Raw genomic sequence first — 14,912 nt, forward strand, 5'->3', positions numbered from 1 at the left:
CCTCCGTCGTCGATATTCCGTATGTCCCGTTCCTCTTCCGGCCGCCCGGCGGCCCCCGCCAGCCGCGGCAAGCCGCACACGATCCGCATCATCGGCGGTGACTGGAAACGCACGCCGCTCGCCGTGCTCGATCTCGACGGCCTGCGGCCGACGCCCGATCGCGTGCGCGAGACGCTGTTCAACTGGCTCGGCCAGGATCTCGACGGCCGGCGCTGCCTCGACCTGTTCGCGGGCACCGGCGCACTCGGGTTCGAGGCCGCGTCGCGCGGCGCGGCGAGCGTCGTGATGGTCGAGCGCCACCCGCGCGCGGCGCAGCAGCTGCGCGCGATCAAGGACAAGCTCGGCGCGCGCTCGGTCGAGGTCGCGGAAGCCGACGCGCTGCGGCTCGCGGCCGGGCTGACCCCGGGCGCGTTCGACGTCGTGTTCCTCGATCCGCCGTTCGGCGAGCCGGCCGTGCTCGAGCGCGTGATCGCGCTGGCGGCGCCGCTCGTCGCGCCGGACGGCCTGCTCTACGTCGAGACGGGGGCGGAACTCGACCCGGCCGCGCACGAAGCGCTCGCCGGCTGGCAGGTGGTCAAGCACGGCAAGGCCGGTGCGGTTCACTACCATTTGCTGCAGCGCGAAAATGATGAATAATGCGCGTTCCATACGAGGCGGCGCGCCGGAGAGGCGACGCGTGCCCATCTCGGCAGTGGCGTGCGCATCGCACGGCTGCCACCCCGTTTGCGTGATGACAGGAGGAGCGACATGGTAGTCGCCGTGTATCCCGGTACGTTCGATCCGCTGACGCGCGGGCACGAAGACCTCGTGCGGCGTGCGTCGAGCATTTTTGATACGCTGGTGGTCGGTGTGGCCGACAGCCGCGCGAAGAAGCCGTTCTTCTCGCTGGAAGAACGTCTGAAGATTGCGAACGAGGTGCTCGGCCATTATCCGAACGTGAAGGTGATGGGGTTCAAGGGCCTGTTGAAGGACTTTGTCCGCACCAACAACGCGCGCGTGATCGTGCGCGGCCTGCGTGCCGTGTCCGATTTCGAGTATGAGTTCCAGATGGCGGGGATGAACCGCTATCTGCTGCCCGACGTCGAGACGATGTTCATGACGCCGTCCGATCAATACCAGTTCATCTCGGGGACGATCGTGCGCGAAATCGCGCAGTTGGGCGGCGATGTCAGCAAATTCGTGTTCCCGTCCGTCGAGAAGTGGTTGACCGAGAAAGTCGCCGCGATGGGAGGCCCGGCCGCGTGATGCGGCGCCGGCCGGTTTCATTGCGAAGCCGGCCGCTGGCCTGAAGAAGTGAGATCAGTATGTCCTTGATGATTACCGACGAGTGCATCAATTGCGACGTGTGCGAGCCCGAGTGCCCAAACGGCGCAATTTCGATGGGCCCGGATATCTACGTGATCGACCCGAACAAGTGCACCGAGTGCGTCGGCCATTTCGACGAACCGCAGTGCCAGCAGGTGTGTCCGGTCGAATGCATTCCGCGCGATCCGCAGCATGACGAATCGCACGCGCAGTTGATGGAGAAGTATCACGCGTTGACCGCCGCGAAGGGCGACGACGCGCAGTGACCTTGCAGTGACCCAGTCGTGACGCGCGCGTCACGACGTCACGATTTCCTCGACCGGCGCCTCTCGGCGCCGGTTCCGCTTCCCGCTTGTGCTTCAGCCGATCAGGTCGCGCAACGCCGCGACGAGCGCGTCGCATTCCGCGTCGGTGCCGACGGTGATGCGCAAGTGCTGGTCGATGCGCGGCGCGCGGAAGTGCCGCACGAAAATTTCCCGATCCTTCAGCCTTGCCGCGATCGCGCCCGCATCGTGCGCGGGGTGGCGCGCGAACACGAAATTCGCGGCCGACGGCACGACGTCGAAGCCGAGCGCCTCGAGCGCGTGCGTGAGGCGCGCACGCGTGTCGATCACGCGCCGGCAGGTCGCGTTGAAATAATCGGTGTCTTCGTATGCGGCCTGGGCGGCGGCCTGCGCGAGCCGGTCGAGCGGATAGGAGTTGAAGCTGTCCTTCACGCGATTGAGCGCGTCGATCAGCGCCGCATCGCCGAACGCGAAACCGACGCGCATGCCCGCGAGCGAGCGCGCCTTCGACGTCGTGTGCACGACGAGCAGGTTCGGATAGCGGTCGATCAGCGTGATCGCGGATTGCGCGCCGAAATCGACATACGCTTCGTCGATCAGCACGACCGACGACGGGTTCGCGGCCGCGATCCGTTCGATGTCCGCGAGCGGCAGCGCGCGCCCGGTCGGCGCGTTCGGGTTCGGAAACAGCACGCCGCCCGCGTCGTCGAGGTAATCCTCGACACGGATCGAGAAGTCGTCCGCGAGCGGCACGATCGTGGTCTCGACGCCGTACAGGCGCGCGTAGGTCGGATAGAAACTGTACGAAATGTCGGGAAAGCGCAGCGGCCGCTCATGCTTGAGCAGGGCCTGGAATGCATGCGCGAGCACTTCATCGGAGCCGTTGCCGACGAAGACCTGTTCGGGCTTGATGCGGTGATGGGCCGCGACCGTCTCGCGCAGTGCGCGCGCGAGCGGGTCGGGATAGCGGCGCAGCGTGTCGCCGGTGTCGCCGAGTTCGCGGGCGATCGCCGCGACGACGCGCGGCGAAGGCGGATAGGGATTCTCGTTGGTGTTCAGCTTGACGGGGTGTGCGAGTGCGGGCTGTTCGCCCGGCACGTAAGGCACGAGTTGCTGAACGAGGTCGCTCCAGTAACGGCTCACCGCTTGGCTCCTGACGGGCAAAAACGACCAGATTACCGCATGTGGGCCGCGCGGTGCGCAATGGCACGGGGCCGAAATGCCGCCCGGCGCCGCCGGACGGCACGTTGCACCCTGCCGGTGCGGCTTCAGTTCCGATGCAGCTGCATCGTCGCGCGGTCGAGCTCACCCTTGACGACCATCGGCATCACGGCGAGCGCGCGCTCGATCGATGCGTCGATCACGTCCTGCTCCTCGCGGCGCGGCGGCTTCAGCACGAAGTTCGCGACGTCGGGCTTCGCGCCGGCACGCGCGCCTTCCGGAATCAGGTCGCGCGGATGGCCGATGCCGATGCGCAGCCGCCAGTACTGCTGCGACGACAGGTGCGCGGAGATGTCCTTCAGGCCGTTGTGGCCGCCGCTGCCGCCGCCGAGCTTCAGCTTCACGGTGCCGGGCGGCAGATCGAGCTCGTCGTGTGCGACGAGGATCTGGTCGGGCAGGATCTTGAAGAAACTCGCGAGCGCGACGACCGACTGGCCGGAGCGGTTCATGTAGGTTTGCGGCTCGAGCAGGTGGACTTCCTCGCCGTGCAGGCGCGCTTTCGCGTAGAAGCCGTGGAAGCGGCGCTCGTCGCGCAGCGTCGCGCCGGCTTCGCGGGCGAGCTGGTCGACCAGCCAGAAGCCGGCGTTGTGGCGCGTCGCGGTGTATTCCGCCCCGGGATTGCCGAGGCCGACGATCAGTTTGATCATGACGTTTCGTAGGCGGCAGCGCCGCCTGGGCGCAGAAAAAGAAAAACCCGCCGGGCGAGCCGCGGCGGGTTGCGTCGACCGTTTCGTGAAACGGATCGAACGGGCGCGAGGGCAGCGCGTGGGCAGCCCTTAGGCAGCCGGCGTTTCGCCTTCGCCTGCTGCGTCCGACACGGCGCCAGCCGGGATCGTCGCCGATGCGACAACCGGGTTTTCCGCGTCGATGTGCGCGACCAGCGCCACGCCCTTCGGCAGAGCGATGTCCTTCGCGTGCAGCGACTGACCTGCTTCGATCTTCGACAGGTCGACTTCGAGGAATTCCGGCAGTGCCGACGGCAGGCACTCGATTTCGATTTCCGTCGCGACGTGCGAGACGACTGCGCTCGACAGCTTCACTGCCGGGCTGACTTCAGCGTTCAGGAAGTGCAGCGGCACCTTCGTGTGCAGCTTCTTCTTCGCGTCGACGCGCTGGAAGTCAACGTGCAGCACGAGTTGCTTGAACGGGTGGTATTGCACGTCGCGCAGCAGAACCTGTTGCGACTGGCCGGCCACTTCGAGATCGAGGATCGACGAGTGGAAGGCTTCCTTCTTCAGTGCGTGCCACAGCGCGTTGTGATCGAGTTCGATCTTTTGCGGGGCTGCTTCGCCACCGTAGACGATACCCGTGGTCTTACCAGCGTTGCGCAGGCGGCGGCTCGCACCCGTACCTTGCTCTTGGCGCTCGAAAGCGACGACTTTCATGTGATTCTCCATTAGCTGCCCGCGACCAGGCAGTAAAACGGGGCCTGCGAAATGGCGGCCCCTGATGAAACGGGCGGGGTTTCGTCTATCCCGTCCGATTGTGCAAAAAGCGAAGCGTTGCCGCTTCGCTTTCCGCGCATGCTTTTTTTGTCGTTACGCGATCAGGATTCCGCGAACAGCGACATCACCGAGTCGCCGCGACGGATTCGCGAGAACGTTTCGGCCAGCAGGCTCGCGCTCGTCAGCGAGCGGATCTTCGAGCAGGCCAGCGATTCGGCCGACAGCGGGATCGTATCGGTGACGACCAGCTCGTCGAGTTCCGATGCGGCGATACGCTCGGCGGCGCCACCCGACAGAACCGGGTGCGTCGCGTACGCGAACACCTGCTTCGCACCGCGATTCTTCAGGACTTGCGCGGCCTTGCAGAGCGTGCCGGCGGTGTCGACCATGTCGTCCATGATCACGCAGGTGCGGCCTTCGACTTCACCGATGATGTTCATCACTTCGGCGACGTTCGCCTTCGGACGACGCTTGTCGATGATCGCGAGATCGCAGTTGAGCTGCTTCGCGAGTGCCCGGGCGCGGACCACGCCGCCGACGTCCGGCGACACGACGAGCAGATCCGCGTAGTTCTGCTTGCGCAGGTCGCCCAGCAGGATCGGCGTTGCGTAGATGTTGTCGACCGGGATGTCGAAGAAGCCTTGAATCTGGTCGGCGTGCAGATCCATCGTGATGATCCGCTCGACGCCGGCGATTTCCAGCATGTTCGCGATGACCTTCGCCGAGATCGCGACACGCGCCGAGCGCGGGCGACGGTCCTGGCGGGCATAGCCGAAGTAGGGGATGGCAGCGGTGATCCGGCCGGCGGACGCACGCTTGAGCGCGTCGACCATGATCATCAGTTCCATCAGGTTGTCGTTCGTCGGCGCGCACGTGGATTGCAGGACGAAGACGTCCTTGCCGCGCACGTTTTCCTGGATCTCGACTTGAATCTCGCCGTCGGAGAAACGGCTGACCATTGCTTTGCCGAGGGGGATTCCAAGGATATTGACGACTTCCTGTGCGAGCGCGGGATTCGCGTTGCCAGTAAAGACCATCAGGCCATCAAGGCTGTGGCTGCTCATCGTGCACCTGCTTCAGGCTTGGGCGGGAAATGCGGGAAAATTTTTGGCAGGGGAGGAAGGACTCGAACCCTCGCATGCCGGAATCAAAATCCGGTGCCTTGACCAACTTGGCGACTCCCCTACACTTAACTGATAACTTCACCGGACTTGTAGGCCATCCGGCAAAGCAAAACTTCATGACGCGAAAGCGAAGAGCGGATGCTCGTTCAGGCTCTCGGCAACTGCACCGTTCCAACCGGTGGGCAGCTGGGCTTTCGCCGCTTCTGCCTCGTGCTTGCTTTGAAACGCTGCAAACACGCTTGCTCCGGAGCCGGTCATCCTCGCGGGGGTCACATTATACAACCATTTGACCACCTGCGCAACTTCCGCGTACTTACTTGTCACAACTTGCTGCATATCGTTCCGGCCGAAACTGTCTGGCCATCCCGCATCGCTGTTTCGCTGTGCAAGAAAGTCAGCAATTGTGACTGGCTTCGTATTTCTTGTCAACAACTCATCTGAAAAAATTTCAGCGGTGGGGACATGAACTCGCGGCGTCACAACCAGGAACCAGCGAGTCGGCAATTCTACCTCAGCTAATTCTTCTCCGATACCCTCTGCGAACGCATTTTTTCCAAAAACAAAAAACGGGACGTCGGCGCCGAGTTTTACCGCGAGCGATTGCAGTTCCGTACGCGACAGGTCGAGCTGCCACAGGCGGTTCAGCGCGAGCAGCGTCGTCGCCGCGTCGGAGCTGCCGCCGCCGAGGCCCGCGCCCATCGGCAGACACTTGTCGATCTCGATGTCGACGCCGGCCGCGGTGCCCGTATGCGCTTTCAGCAGGTTGGCCGCGCGCACGACGAGATCGCTTTCCTCGGGCACGCCCGGCACGTCGGTGACGCGTGCGACGCGACTGTCGTCGCGCAGCGAGAAGTGCAGCGTGTCGCCCCAGTTCAGCAACTGGAACACGCTTTGCAGATCGTGATAGCCGTTCGGGCGACGGCCGGTGATGTGCAGGAACAGGTTGAGTTTCGCGGGCGCAAGGCAGTTGCGCAGCGAGCGGGTCGAATCGGTCATGCGTATGTCGGGGCTAGGTTCACGTGCTTACTGGTCGAGCACGAGCTTGATGTCGAGCGGCGGCGTCGCGCGCACGAGGTTCACGCGTTTGACGCCGGTGGCCGGTGCGTCCGCGTAGGCGAGGTAGTCGATCGTCCAGCCGTCCTGGCGAATCTGCTTCACGTGCGTCGTGTCGGCCGGGTCGCGCACCGTCTGCGCGGGCGTCGCGGGTGCGGGCGTCGGCAGCAGCCAGTAGCGCAGGCCGGCCAGCGGCAGCGAGAAGCCGAGCGTGTTCTGCATCAGCTCGCCGACGTCGGTCGCATATTGCGGCTGGCGGTTCGGCAGTTCGAGCGTTGCGGTCTGCGGCGTCGATTTCACGACCGCGAGCGTCTGGCCGAGCGGACTGCGCAGCTCGAGCGACACGTCGTCGCCGTGCTCCAGCCAGTCGAAGTTGCCGTACACGTTCTGCTGCCTGCCGAGGCGGTCGTTGTACTGCACCGCGAAGCGGCCATGGTATGCGTGCGTCGCGGCCGTCTGCAACGCGGCGCCGGCCGGCGCGTTCGCCGCCGGCGGCGTGCTCGCGCAGCCCGCGAGCGCGAGCGCCGCGCCGGCCGCGGCCAGCGTGCGCAGCGCGCGGGAAGACAGGGAAAGCATCGGGAACATCCGCATCAGAGGCCGTTGATCTGCAGGCGCTTCAGCGTCTGCACGAGCGTGTCGTTGTCGGGCTCGAGCTTCTGCGCGGCGCGCCATGCGATGCGTGCGTCGTCCTGCGCGCCGCTTTTCCACAGCACTTCGCCGAGGTGCGCGCCGATCTCGGCGTTCGGCTGCAACTCGAACGCGCGCTGCAGCACCTTGGCCGCGCCGGTCGTGTCGCCCATCCGGTACTTCACCCAGCCGAGGCTGTCCATGATGTACGCGTCGTTCGGCGCGAGCGACAAGGCCTTGTCGATCAGCTTGCTGGCCTCCGGCAGGCGCTGATTGCGATCGGCCAGCGAATAGCCGAGCGCGTTGTACGCCTGCGGGTTGTCGGGCTGCGTGCGGATCAGTTCGCGCAGCTGCTTTTCCATCGTCGCGTAGTGGCCGGTCTTTTCGGCTGCCATCGCGTAGTCGTAGCGCAGGTCGGGATCGTCCGGGAAGTCCTGGACCGCCTGGCCGAGCCGCGCCTCGGCTTCCGGATAGCGCTTCGCGGTGAACAGGATCGACGCGTCGGTGCGCGCGACCACGGCCGCATCGCGCGGATCGCTGATCGGCAGATCGTCGAGCACCTTGCGGGCCGCGTCGGTCTTGCCTTGTTTCTGCAGCAGCTGCGCGCGCGTGATCTGCGCCGGCAGATAGTGCTGGCTCGTCTGGTCGACCTTGTCGAGCCATTGCGACGCCTGCGCGTCGTTGCCCTGCTCGATCGAGATCTGCGCGAGGTAGATGTAGCCCTGGCCGACGTCGAGGTTCGACTGCTTGTCGCCGAGCTGCACGTACTGTTTCAGGTACGCGCTCGCGTCGTCGAGCTTCTTCTGCTGGATCCTGATCAGCGCGAGCGCCATCAGCGGCGTCGGGTCCTTCGAGTCGAGCTTGCGCATCGTCTCGAACTGCTTCTGCGCGTCGTCGAGGCGGTCGTCGGCGAGATAGAGCTGCGACAGCGCGAGCCGCCCGTCGCGCGACTTCGGATTCTGCTGAACATATTTCTCGAACGACGCGATGCCGGCCGCGCGCTCCGCGGGGCCCATCTGTGACAGCATCAGCGCCGCCGGCAGGTAGTCGGGGCGGATCTGCAGCGCCTGCTTCAGCGAGCGCGCCGCGCCTTCCTTGTCGTCGACCGCCAGTTGCTGCCGCGCGATCGCGAGCTGCGCCTCGGGGCGGTTCATGTCGTTCTTCAGCATGTCCTTCAGCACCGCGAGGCCGCCGACGCGGTCGGAGCCGCGCACCAGCAGCGCCTGCAGCGCGAGGATCGCAGGGCCGCGCGTTTCGCCGGTCGCGCGGGCCAGCTCGCGCGCAAGCATCGGCTGCGCGTCGGCCGGCTTGCCGGCGAGCACCAGCAGCGCGGCGTCGACTTGCGATGCGCGATTCGAATCGGGCGCGTACTGGCGCCACAGATTGGCCGCGGAGAGCGCATCCGCCGGGCTTTGCGCGCCGAGTGCGATCTCGGTCGCACGCTGCGCCATGCGCGGATCGCGCGTGTCGCGGGCGAGGGCGAGGTAGGTCTGGTAGGCGGGCGCCGGCTGGTTGCGCTGGAGCGCGACTTCGGCGGCCAGCACCTGGTAGACGATCTGGCTCGTCAGCGGGACGCCGGGGAGATTCTTCTGCTCGTCCGCCATCACGTGCTCGAACGCGCCCTGCGGCTGCGCGTCGTCCGATGCCGGATCCTGCGCGTGAGCCGGGAAGGCGGTGAGGGTCCAGGCGGCGAACAGCGCGGCGCCGAGCGCACGGCGGACCGGGAAGACGCGCGCGCCGTGCTCGGCGGCGGGGCGCTTCAGAAGCAGCTTCGAGGGCAGAGTCATGGAAATCCGTTCGATGTTTCAACCGATTGTAACGCGCTCGCTACAATACACGCACGATCGTGAATGCCGTTTCAGACCCGCAAAACATGCCAGAGTTGCCAGAAGTCGAAGTCACGCGCCGGGGCATCGAGCCCTTTGTCGCGGGCCGCCGCGTCGAGCGTGTCGACGTCCGTACCGCGATGCTGCGCTGGCCCGTGCCGGCGGGGCTCGCGGAGCAATTGCGCGCGCGCGAGGTGCTCGCCGTCGAGCGTCGCGGCAAGTACCTGCTGTTCGAGGTCGACGCGGGCTGGTTCATCGTGCATCTCGGCATGACGGGCACGCTGCGCGTGCTGCCCGCGGCCGGCGTGCCGGTCGCCGCGAAACACGACCACATCGACTGGATCTTCGACGAGTTCGTGCTGCGCTTTCGCGATCCGCGCCGCTTCGGCGCCGTGCTGTGGCACGCGCGCGAAGCGGGCGACGTGCATGCGCATCCGCTGCTCGCGAGCCTCGGCGTCGAGCCGTTCTCGCCGGCGTTCACCGGCGCGCTGCTGCACGCGCGTACGCGCGGCCGCACGGTGTCGGTCAAGCAGGCGCTGCTCGCGGGCGACATGGTCGTCGGCGTCGGCAACATCTATGCGTCGGAGAGCCTGTTTCGCGCCGGGATCCGGCCGACGACCGCCGCCGGCAAGGTCTCGCTGCCGCGCTACGAGCGACTGGCCGACGCGGTGCGCGCGACGCTCGCCGACGCGATCGAGCGCGGCGGCAGCACGTTGCGCGACTTTGTCGGCAGCAACGGCGAAAGCGGCTATTTCCAGCTCGACTGCTTCGTCTACGACCGTGCGGGGCTGCCTTGCCGCGTATGCGGCACGCCGATCCGCCAGATCGTGCAGGGCCAGCGCTCGACCTATTTCTGCCCGACCTGCCAGCGTTGAGCCCCGTTGAAACCTTTTTCCGAAGATTCGAACACTTGAAGCCGCCCCGCATTGCCCCCGCTCCGTTCCCCGTCACGCCGCTGCACCGCACGTTCGCCACGCGCCTGATCGCATGGCAGCGCACGCACGGCCGCCACGACCTGCCGTGGCAGAACACCCGCGATCCGTACCGGATCTGGCTGTCGGAAATCATGCTTCAGCAGACGCAGGTATCGACCGTCATCCCGTACTACCTGCGCTTTCTCGAACGCTTTCCCGACGTCGCCGCGCTCGCGGCCGCGCCGGCCGACGACGTGATGGCGCTGTGGGCCGGCCTCGGCTACTACTCGCGCGCACGCAACCTGCACCGCTGCGCGCAGGTCGTCGTCGCCGAGCATGGCGGTGTATTCCCGCCAACACCCGATGCGCTCGCCGAACTGCCGGGCATCGGCCGGTCGACGGCCGCGGCGATCGCGTCGTTCGCGTACGGTGCGCGCGCGACGATCCTCGACGGCAACGTGAAGCGCGTGCTCGCGCGGGTATTCGGTGTCGAAGGCTTTCCGGGCGAGAAGCGTGTCGAGAACGACATGTGGGCGTTGGCCGAATCGCTGCTGCCCGATGCCGCGAACGAGGCCGACGTGAGCGCCTATACGCAAGGGCTGATGGATCTCGGCGCGACGCTGTGCGTGCGCGGCAAGCCGGATTGCGCGCGCTGTCCGTTCGCGGGCGACTGCGTCGCGCAATCGACGGGCCGCCAGCGCGAACTGCCGGCCGCGCGGCCGAAGAAGGCCGTGCCGACGCGCAAGACCTGGATGCTCGTGCTGCGCGACGGCGACGCCGTGCTGCTCGAGCGGCGTCCGCCCGCGGGCATCTGGGGCGGTCTGTGGTGCCTGCCGCAGGCGGACGGCGATGCCGCGCTCGCGGCGCTCGCACGCGGCTTCGGCGGCGGCGGCCCGGTGCCGCTCGCACCGTTTACGCACACGTTCACGCATTTCAGGCTCGAGATCGAGCCGCGGCTGAGCGACATGACGAACGGCGGGCTGCCGGCCGCGCACGCGCAGGATGCCGAGACGGCGTGGGTGCCGCTGAGCGGGCTCGCTGCTTACGGCGTGCCGGCGCCGGTGCGCAAGCTGCTCGATGCGCTGAGCGGGCCGCTGCTGTAACGAAAGGGGAAGGGGGCGCGCTCGGGCAGGCGCCCGGTCACCGCAGGGCATCCATCCGTTCGGCGACGGGCGGCAGCGGCACCGCTGCAACGCTCAGACGCTCAGACGCTCAGACGCGACCGGGTGGCCGCGATGCCTACAGCCATCCGTGCCGGTCGAGCACGTGGTGCACGGCATCGATCCGCGCGCCGACATCCGGAAACTCCATCAGCTTCTGCCGCGCGCGCAGGTCGAGCGGCAGCAGTTCCGCGAGGCGGTTCGCCACCCAGCTCGGATCGTCGAGGCGGAATGGCTCGGCGAACGGCAGCTTGCCCGGTTCGGATTTCTTCAGCGCTTCGATGATGCGCTCGAGCACCTCGGCGCACGAGCCGAATTGCGCGAGCGCCTGCTCGCCTTCGAGCGGGATGTCGTCGGGCAGCGGCTCGGCGATCCCGACCAGCAGCCCGTTGCCTTCGACGCGATACGACAGCAGCTCGAAACGCTGCGTGCCGATCGCCTCCAGGTACAGCATCCCGAATTCGCCGGTATCGCACTCGGTGATGCGCGCCATGCAGCCGATGGTCTCGGGCACCGACACGGCGCCGTCCTGCGCGACTTCAGGGCCGCTCTTGAGCAGGCACACGCCGAACGGTGCGTCGTCGCGCAGGCATGCGCGCGACATGTCGAGATAGCGCGCCTCGAACACCTTGAGCGGCAGCCAGCCACCGGGAAACAGCACCGTGTGCAGCGGAAACAGCGGCAGGTCGATCAGGGTGGTCGATAGGGTGGACATGGCGCGCCGGGAAGAGGGTGGTGTCGCTAAGGTCGGTCGACCTCGGTGACGAGCCGCGACGACGCGTCGACATCCACTGGCGCGTCACGATGCCGCACGATCACGTTCGCATCGTGCGCAAGGCGCGCGGCGAGCGTTTCCGCGATGAATACCGAGCGATGCTGACCGCCCGTGCAGCCGATGGCGACGGTCAGGTAGCTGCGGTTGTCTTCGCGAAAGTGCGGCAGCCATTTCATCAGGAACGCATGGATGTCGTCGATCATCTGGTGGACGATCGGCAGTGCGTCGAGAAAGGCAATGACCGGCTGGTCCAGCCCGGTGAGCGGGCGCAGCTCATGGTCGTAGTACGGATTCGGCAGCGCGCGCACGTCGAACATCAGGTCGGCATCGAGCGGCACGCCGCGCTTGAAGCCGAATGACTCGAACATCACCATCAGGTCGTTGTTCTTCTGCTCGATGAAGCGCTTGACCCACGTGCGCAGCACGTTCGCGCGCAGGGTGCTCGTATCGATCTGATGACCGAATTCGGCGAGCGGCGCGACCAGGTCGCGCTCGCGCTCGATCGCTTCCTCGAGCGACGACAGCAGCCCGATGTTCGCGTCGTGCGACGGCGAACCGGACAGCGGGTGGCGTCGGCGCGTTTCGGAGAAGCGCTGGATCAGCGCCTGCGTGCTCGCGTTGAGGAACAGCACGCGGACATCGTGCTCGAGCGACAGCGAGCGGATCAGGCCGGGCAATTCGTCGAGCGACGCGCTCGAGCGCGCATCGATTGCGACCGCGAGCCGATGCTGGCCGCCGTCGGCCAGGTAGCGGGCGAGTTCGGGGAGCACGTGCGGCGGCAGGTTGTCGACGCAGTAGTAGCCTGCGTCTTCAAGCGCATTCAGCGCGACGGACTTGCCTGAGCCGGAGATGCCGGTGATGAGGACGATACGCATGGGAAGCTGAGAATCCTGACGTTTCATCATAGCACCGGCTCGACGCGTCGGCGCTGCGAGGCCGGCGCGGGGTGGTTACACGAGCTTGCCGGGGAACTGACTGTCGGGATCCTGCATCGCGAGTCGTTGCCGATCCATGAAATCGCGCAACGTGTCGATGCCGCGCAGCTGCAGGATCGTGTTCCGCACGGCCGCCTCGACCAGCACCGCGAGGTTGCGGCCGGCCGCCACCTGGATCGTGACCTTGCTGATCGGCAGGCCGAGCACGTCGACCGTCTGGCTTTCCAGCGGCAGCCGCTGGAATTCGCCGTCCGGGCGCCGCACGAGCTGGACGATCAGCTTCAGCTTCATTTTCCGCCGCACGGCGGTTTCACCGAAGATCGTCTTGATGTCGAGCAGGCCGAGGCCGCGCACTTCGAGCAGATTCTGCAGCAGCGGCGGGCAGCGGCCTTCGACGAAATCGGGGCCAAGTCGGACGAAGTCGACGGCGTCGTCGGCGACGAGGCCGTGGCCGCGGCTGATGAGTTCGAGGCCGAGTTCGCTCTTGCCGAGCCCGGAGTCGCCGGTGAGCAGCACGCCCATCCCGAGGATGTCGAGGAACACGCCGTGCAGCGTCGCGCGCGGTGCGAGGATGCGCGACATGTAGAGCCGCAGGCTGTCGATTACCGCGGCGGCCGACATCGGCGTCGTGAACAACGGCGTGGACGAGCGCGTACAGCGCAGCACGAGTTCGGGCGGCGCGGCGGCGCCGCCGGCGACGACGAGAAACGGCGGTTCGAGCGCGATCAGCTCGGCCATGTGGCGCGAGCGGTCTTCGTCGGTCTGCCGCTGGTAGTAGTCGATTTCGGCTTCGCCGAGCACCTGGATCCGGTTCGGGTGGATCAGGTTCAAGTGGCCGACGAGGTCGGCGCTCGACGTCGCGTTGGCGACGGTGTCGGACGAAAAACCGCGCTCCCAGCCTTCATGCCCCGTGAGCCAGCTCAGTTTCAGCGTGGCCGCGTTGTCGTCGAAGATGCTCTGGGCGTTGATGCTGGACGTATCCATGACTTTCGTCACTCCAATGAGCCGGTGCATGTGCGCGGCGACGGGCGTCGCCATGCCGGACCGGCGCCGGGCGGCCCTGGACGGCGGCGCGTGCCGCCTCGTTCGGGAAAATATTCCGCCCGGATCAACTCAAGGTTGCCACTGAGTGAGCACGCGATGCAACTCGGCGAGATCTGTTTCGTTGTGCAGACGCTCGCGCGCGTCGCGATCGGATAGCAGTTGCGCGATTTCCGACAGGATCTCGAGGTGCTGTTGGGTAGCTTGCTCGGGGACGAGCAGGAAAATCAGGAGACCGACCGGCTGGCCGTCGGGCGCTTCGAACGGGATCGCGTCGGCGAGCCGCACGAATGCGGCGAGCGGGTGCTTGAGCCCCTTGATGCGCCCGTGCGGAATCGCGACGCCTTCGCCGAGCCCGGTCGAGCCGAGGCGCTCGCGCGCGAACAGGTTGTCCGTGACGGTGCTGCGGGCGACGCCGTTCTGATTCTCGAACATCAGCCCGGCTTGTTCGAAGACGCGTTTCTTGCTGGTGACGGAGAGGTCGATGACGACGTTCTCTATGGGCAGGATTTTGGCTAGGCGATTCATGTTGGCAGGCGATAGGGCGGCCTGGGGTCTCCTTGCGGCGGCAGACTGATTTTCCATGTTCGGCGATATCAAGGCGTTTGGCATCGGCAACCTGCAACGCAGCTACCGCATTCAACGCCCCCCGGCGATAACCGGGACATTATAGAGCACAGCCGCGTGCGTGGCGCGGCATGGACGGACCGGTCGCACCACTGCCGCTCGGACTCAAAAAAAACGCCCGGCGAACCGGGCGGCGTGGGTGTTGCGGTGAACGTTATTGCGGCGGCAGTTCGATCTGGTCGATCGACGGCTGCAGCTTGATCGGGTCGTGCGCATGGGTCTGCAGACGCTCCATGTGCTTGACGACCTGGCGGTCCAGCTTGTCGATCAGCAGATCGATCGCAGCGTAGAGGTTGCCGTTTGCGCTTTCGACGAAGATGTCCTTGCCCTTCAGGTGCAGATTGATTTCCGCGCGCTGCTGCTTGTCCTTTTCCTTGTGGTTGTCGACCGAGAGGATCACAGTGCCATCGATCACCTGATCGCTATGGCGTAGCACCCTGTCCAGCTTGGTGATCACGTATTCGCGAATTGCAGGCGTGACTTCGAGATGATGTCCACTGATCTTCAGGTTCATAGTGCTTCTCCAAGCGAGTGACCACCCGGCCGCATCGAGGCGGCGCTCCGGTCGACTTGCC

The 14,912-nt window shown here is 66.2% G+C and carries 17 protein-coding genes and 1 tRNA gene; 5 read left to right on the plus strand and 13 right to left on the minus strand.

Annotated features, from left to right (window positions below; translation table 11 throughout):
* The first annotated feature begins 21 nt into the window (after window positions 1-21).
* From rsmD to ABIC50_RS26540, 3 genes are all read left to right on the plus strand, one after another.
* Window positions 22-636 (plus strand): 16S rRNA (guanine(966)-N(2))-methyltransferase RsmD, encoded by a 615-nt coding sequence (gene rsmD / locus ABIC50_RS26530; protein WP_175662516.1) that lies wholly within the window; start codon window positions 22-24, stop codon window positions 634-636.
* Between the two features lie 111 nt (window positions 637-747).
* Window positions 748-1,245, plus strand: a complete 498-nt coding sequence (coaD, locus tag ABIC50_RS26535; RefSeq protein ID WP_006398238.1) for a pantetheine-phosphate adenylyltransferase — start codon at window positions 748-750, stop codon at window positions 1,243-1,245.
* 59 nt (window positions 1,246-1,304) lie between these two features.
* Window positions 1,305-1,571 (plus strand): YfhL family 4Fe-4S dicluster ferredoxin, encoded by a 267-nt coding sequence (locus ABIC50_RS26540; RefSeq protein WP_006760398.1) that lies wholly within the window; start codon window positions 1,305-1,307, stop codon window positions 1,569-1,571.
* A 93-nt stretch (window positions 1,572-1,664) separates the two neighbouring features.
* Here ABIC50_RS26540 and hisC read toward each other — a convergent pair whose 3' ends face one another.
* The 8 genes from hisC to ABIC50_RS26580 form a co-directional block, all read right to left on the minus strand.
* Complete coding sequence (hisC, locus tag ABIC50_RS26545) at window positions 1,665-2,732, minus strand: histidinol-phosphate transaminase (RefSeq protein WP_354167960.1); 1,068 nt, start codon at window positions 2,730-2,732, stop codon at window positions 1,665-1,667.
* 125 nt (window positions 2,733-2,857) lie between these two features.
* Window positions 2,858-3,457, minus strand: coding sequence for an aminoacyl-tRNA hydrolase (pth, locus tag ABIC50_RS26550; protein WP_006760396.1), 600 nt, complete (start codon window positions 3,455-3,457; stop codon window positions 2,858-2,860).
* 129 nt (window positions 3,458-3,586) lie between these two features.
* The gene (locus ABIC50_RS26555) at window positions 3,587-4,195 is read right to left on the minus strand and encodes a 50S ribosomal protein L25/general stress protein Ctc (protein ID WP_006753282.1); all 609 of its coding nucleotides are present in this window, start codon (window positions 4,193-4,195) and stop codon (window positions 3,587-3,589) included.
* A gap of 161 nt (window positions 4,196-4,356) precedes the next feature.
* Window positions 4,357-5,319 (minus strand): ribose-phosphate pyrophosphokinase, encoded by a 963-nt coding sequence (locus ABIC50_RS26560; protein WP_006753281.1) that lies wholly within the window; start codon window positions 5,317-5,319, stop codon window positions 4,357-4,359.
* A 44-nt stretch (window positions 5,320-5,363) separates the two neighbouring features.
* Window positions 5,364-5,440, minus strand: a tRNA-Gln gene (locus tag ABIC50_RS26565).
* A 53-nt stretch (window positions 5,441-5,493) separates the two neighbouring features.
* Entirely contained in the window at window positions 5,494-6,375 is an 882-nt protein-coding gene (gene ispE, locus ABIC50_RS26570) for a 4-(cytidine 5'-diphospho)-2-C-methyl-D-erythritol kinase (protein ID WP_354167963.1), read from the minus strand.
* A gap of 27 nt (window positions 6,376-6,402) precedes the next feature.
* The gene (lolB, locus tag ABIC50_RS26575; protein WP_354167966.1) at window positions 6,403-7,023 is read right to left on the minus strand and encodes a lipoprotein insertase outer membrane protein LolB; all 621 of its coding nucleotides are present in this window, start codon (window positions 7,021-7,023) and stop codon (window positions 6,403-6,405) included.
* Window positions 7,023-8,846, minus strand: a complete 1,824-nt coding sequence (locus ABIC50_RS26580; protein ID WP_011657971.1) for a tetratricopeptide repeat protein — start codon at window positions 8,844-8,846, stop codon at window positions 7,023-7,025. Before ABIC50_RS26580 ends, lolB begins: the two co-directional genes overlap by 1 nt.
* A gap of 86 nt (window positions 8,847-8,932) precedes the next feature.
* On the opposite strand from ABIC50_RS26580, the gene mutM reads away from it, so the two are divergent.
* Together mutM and mutY are read left to right on the plus strand one after the other, a co-directional pair.
* On the plus strand, window positions 8,933-9,760 hold the full coding sequence (gene mutM / locus ABIC50_RS26585; protein WP_006759023.1) for a bifunctional DNA-formamidopyrimidine glycosylase/DNA-(apurinic or apyrimidinic site) lyase: 828 nt from the start codon (window positions 8,933-8,935) through the stop codon (window positions 9,758-9,760).
* A 35-nt stretch (window positions 9,761-9,795) separates the two neighbouring features.
* Window positions 9,796-10,902, plus strand: a complete 1,107-nt coding sequence (mutY, locus tag ABIC50_RS26590) for an A/G-specific adenine glycosylase (protein ID WP_011657969.1) — start codon at window positions 9,796-9,798, stop codon at window positions 10,900-10,902.
* 136 nt (window positions 10,903-11,038) lie between these two features.
* On the opposite strand, the gene ABIC50_RS26595 is transcribed toward mutY, so the two are convergent.
* The 5 genes from ABIC50_RS26595 to hpf all read right to left on the minus strand — a co-directional run bounded on the left by ABIC50_RS26595 (window position 11,039) and on the right by hpf (window position 14,851).
* Window positions 11,039-11,674: an LON peptidase substrate-binding domain-containing protein gene (locus ABIC50_RS26595; protein WP_175665596.1), complete on the minus strand. Its 636-nt coding sequence runs from the start codon at window positions 11,672-11,674 to the stop codon at window positions 11,039-11,041.
* 26 nt (window positions 11,675-11,700) lie between these two features.
* Window positions 11,701-12,609 (minus strand): RNase adapter RapZ, encoded by a 909-nt coding sequence (gene rapZ, locus ABIC50_RS26600; protein ID WP_041489859.1) that lies wholly within the window; start codon window positions 12,607-12,609, stop codon window positions 11,701-11,703.
* A 75-nt stretch (window positions 12,610-12,684) separates the two neighbouring features.
* The gene (gene hprK, locus ABIC50_RS26605) at window positions 12,685-13,653 is read right to left on the minus strand and encodes an HPr(Ser) kinase/phosphatase (RefSeq protein WP_011657967.1); all 969 of its coding nucleotides are present in this window, start codon (window positions 13,651-13,653) and stop codon (window positions 12,685-12,687) included.
* 129 nt (window positions 13,654-13,782) lie between these two features.
* Complete coding sequence (locus ABIC50_RS26610; RefSeq protein ID WP_011657966.1) at window positions 13,783-14,322, minus strand: PTS sugar transporter subunit IIA; 540 nt, start codon at window positions 14,320-14,322, stop codon at window positions 13,783-13,785.
* A gap of 169 nt (window positions 14,323-14,491) precedes the next feature.
* Window positions 14,492-14,851 carry a ribosome hibernation-promoting factor, HPF/YfiA family gene (hpf, locus tag ABIC50_RS26615; RefSeq protein WP_006477786.1) on the minus strand — a complete coding sequence of 120 codons (360 nt, stop codon included), beginning with the start codon at window positions 14,849-14,851 and terminating at the stop codon, window positions 14,492-14,494.
* Window positions 14,852-14,912: the final 61 nt, after the last annotated feature.

This window comes from Burkholderia sp. 567 (genome assembly GCF_040545115.1).
GTDB classification, from domain to species: Bacteria; Pseudomonadota; Gammaproteobacteria; order Burkholderiales; family Burkholderiaceae; genus Burkholderia; species Burkholderia ambifaria.

What these genes read in the sequence shown, in the direction of transcription:
- rsmD (WP_175662516.1), top strand. Translation starts at nt 22, where the DNA reads ATGTCCCGTTCCTCTTCCGGCCGCCCGGCGGCCCCCGCCAGCCGCGGC.
- coaD (WP_006398238.1), top strand. Translation starts at nt 748, where the DNA reads ATGGTAGTCGCCGTGTATCCCGGTACGTTCGATCCGCTGACGCGCGGG.
- ABIC50_RS26540 (WP_006760398.1), top strand. Translation starts at nt 1,305, where the DNA reads ATGTCCTTGATGATTACCGACGAGTGCATCAATTGCGACGTGTGCGAG.
- pth (WP_006760396.1), bottom strand. Translation starts at nt 3,457, where the DNA reads ATGATCAAACTGATCGTCGGCCTCGGCAATCCCGGGGCGGAATACACC.
- ABIC50_RS26555 (WP_006753282.1), bottom strand. Translation starts at nt 4,195, where the DNA reads ATGAAAGTCGTCGCTTTCGAGCGCCAAGAGCAAGGTACGGGTGCGAGC.
- ABIC50_RS26560 (WP_006753281.1), bottom strand. Translation starts at nt 5,319, where the DNA reads ATGAGCAGCCACAGCCTTGATGGCCTGATGGTCTTTACTGGCAACGCG.
- ispE (WP_354167963.1), bottom strand. Translation starts at nt 6,375, where the DNA reads ATGACCGATTCGACCCGCTCGCTGCGCAACTGCCTTGCGCCCGCGAAA.
- lolB (WP_354167966.1), bottom strand. Translation starts at nt 7,023, where the DNA reads ATGCGGATGTTCCCGATGCTTTCCCTGTCTTCCCGCGCGCTGCGCACG.
- ABIC50_RS26580 (WP_011657971.1), bottom strand. Translation starts at nt 8,846, where the DNA reads ATGACTCTGCCCTCGAAGCTGCTTCTGAAGCGCCCCGCCGCCGAGCAC.
- mutM (WP_006759023.1), top strand. Translation starts at nt 8,933, where the DNA reads ATGCCAGAGTTGCCAGAAGTCGAAGTCACGCGCCGGGGCATCGAGCCC.
- ABIC50_RS26595 (WP_175665596.1), bottom strand. Translation starts at nt 11,674, where the DNA reads ATGTCCACCCTATCGACCACCCTGATCGACCTGCCGCTGTTTCCGCTG.
- rapZ (WP_041489859.1), bottom strand. Translation starts at nt 12,609, where the DNA reads ATGCGTATCGTCCTCATCACCGGCATCTCCGGCTCAGGCAAGTCCGTC.
- hprK (WP_011657967.1), bottom strand. Translation starts at nt 13,653, where the DNA reads ATGGATACGTCCAGCATCAACGCCCAGAGCATCTTCGACGACAACGCG.
- ABIC50_RS26610 (WP_011657966.1), bottom strand. Translation starts at nt 14,322, where the DNA reads ATGCCAAACGCCTTGATATCGCCGAACATGGAAAATCAGTCTGCCGCC.
- hpf (WP_006477786.1), bottom strand. Translation starts at nt 14,851, where the DNA reads ATGAACCTGAAGATCAGTGGACATCATCTCGAAGTCACGCCTGCAATT.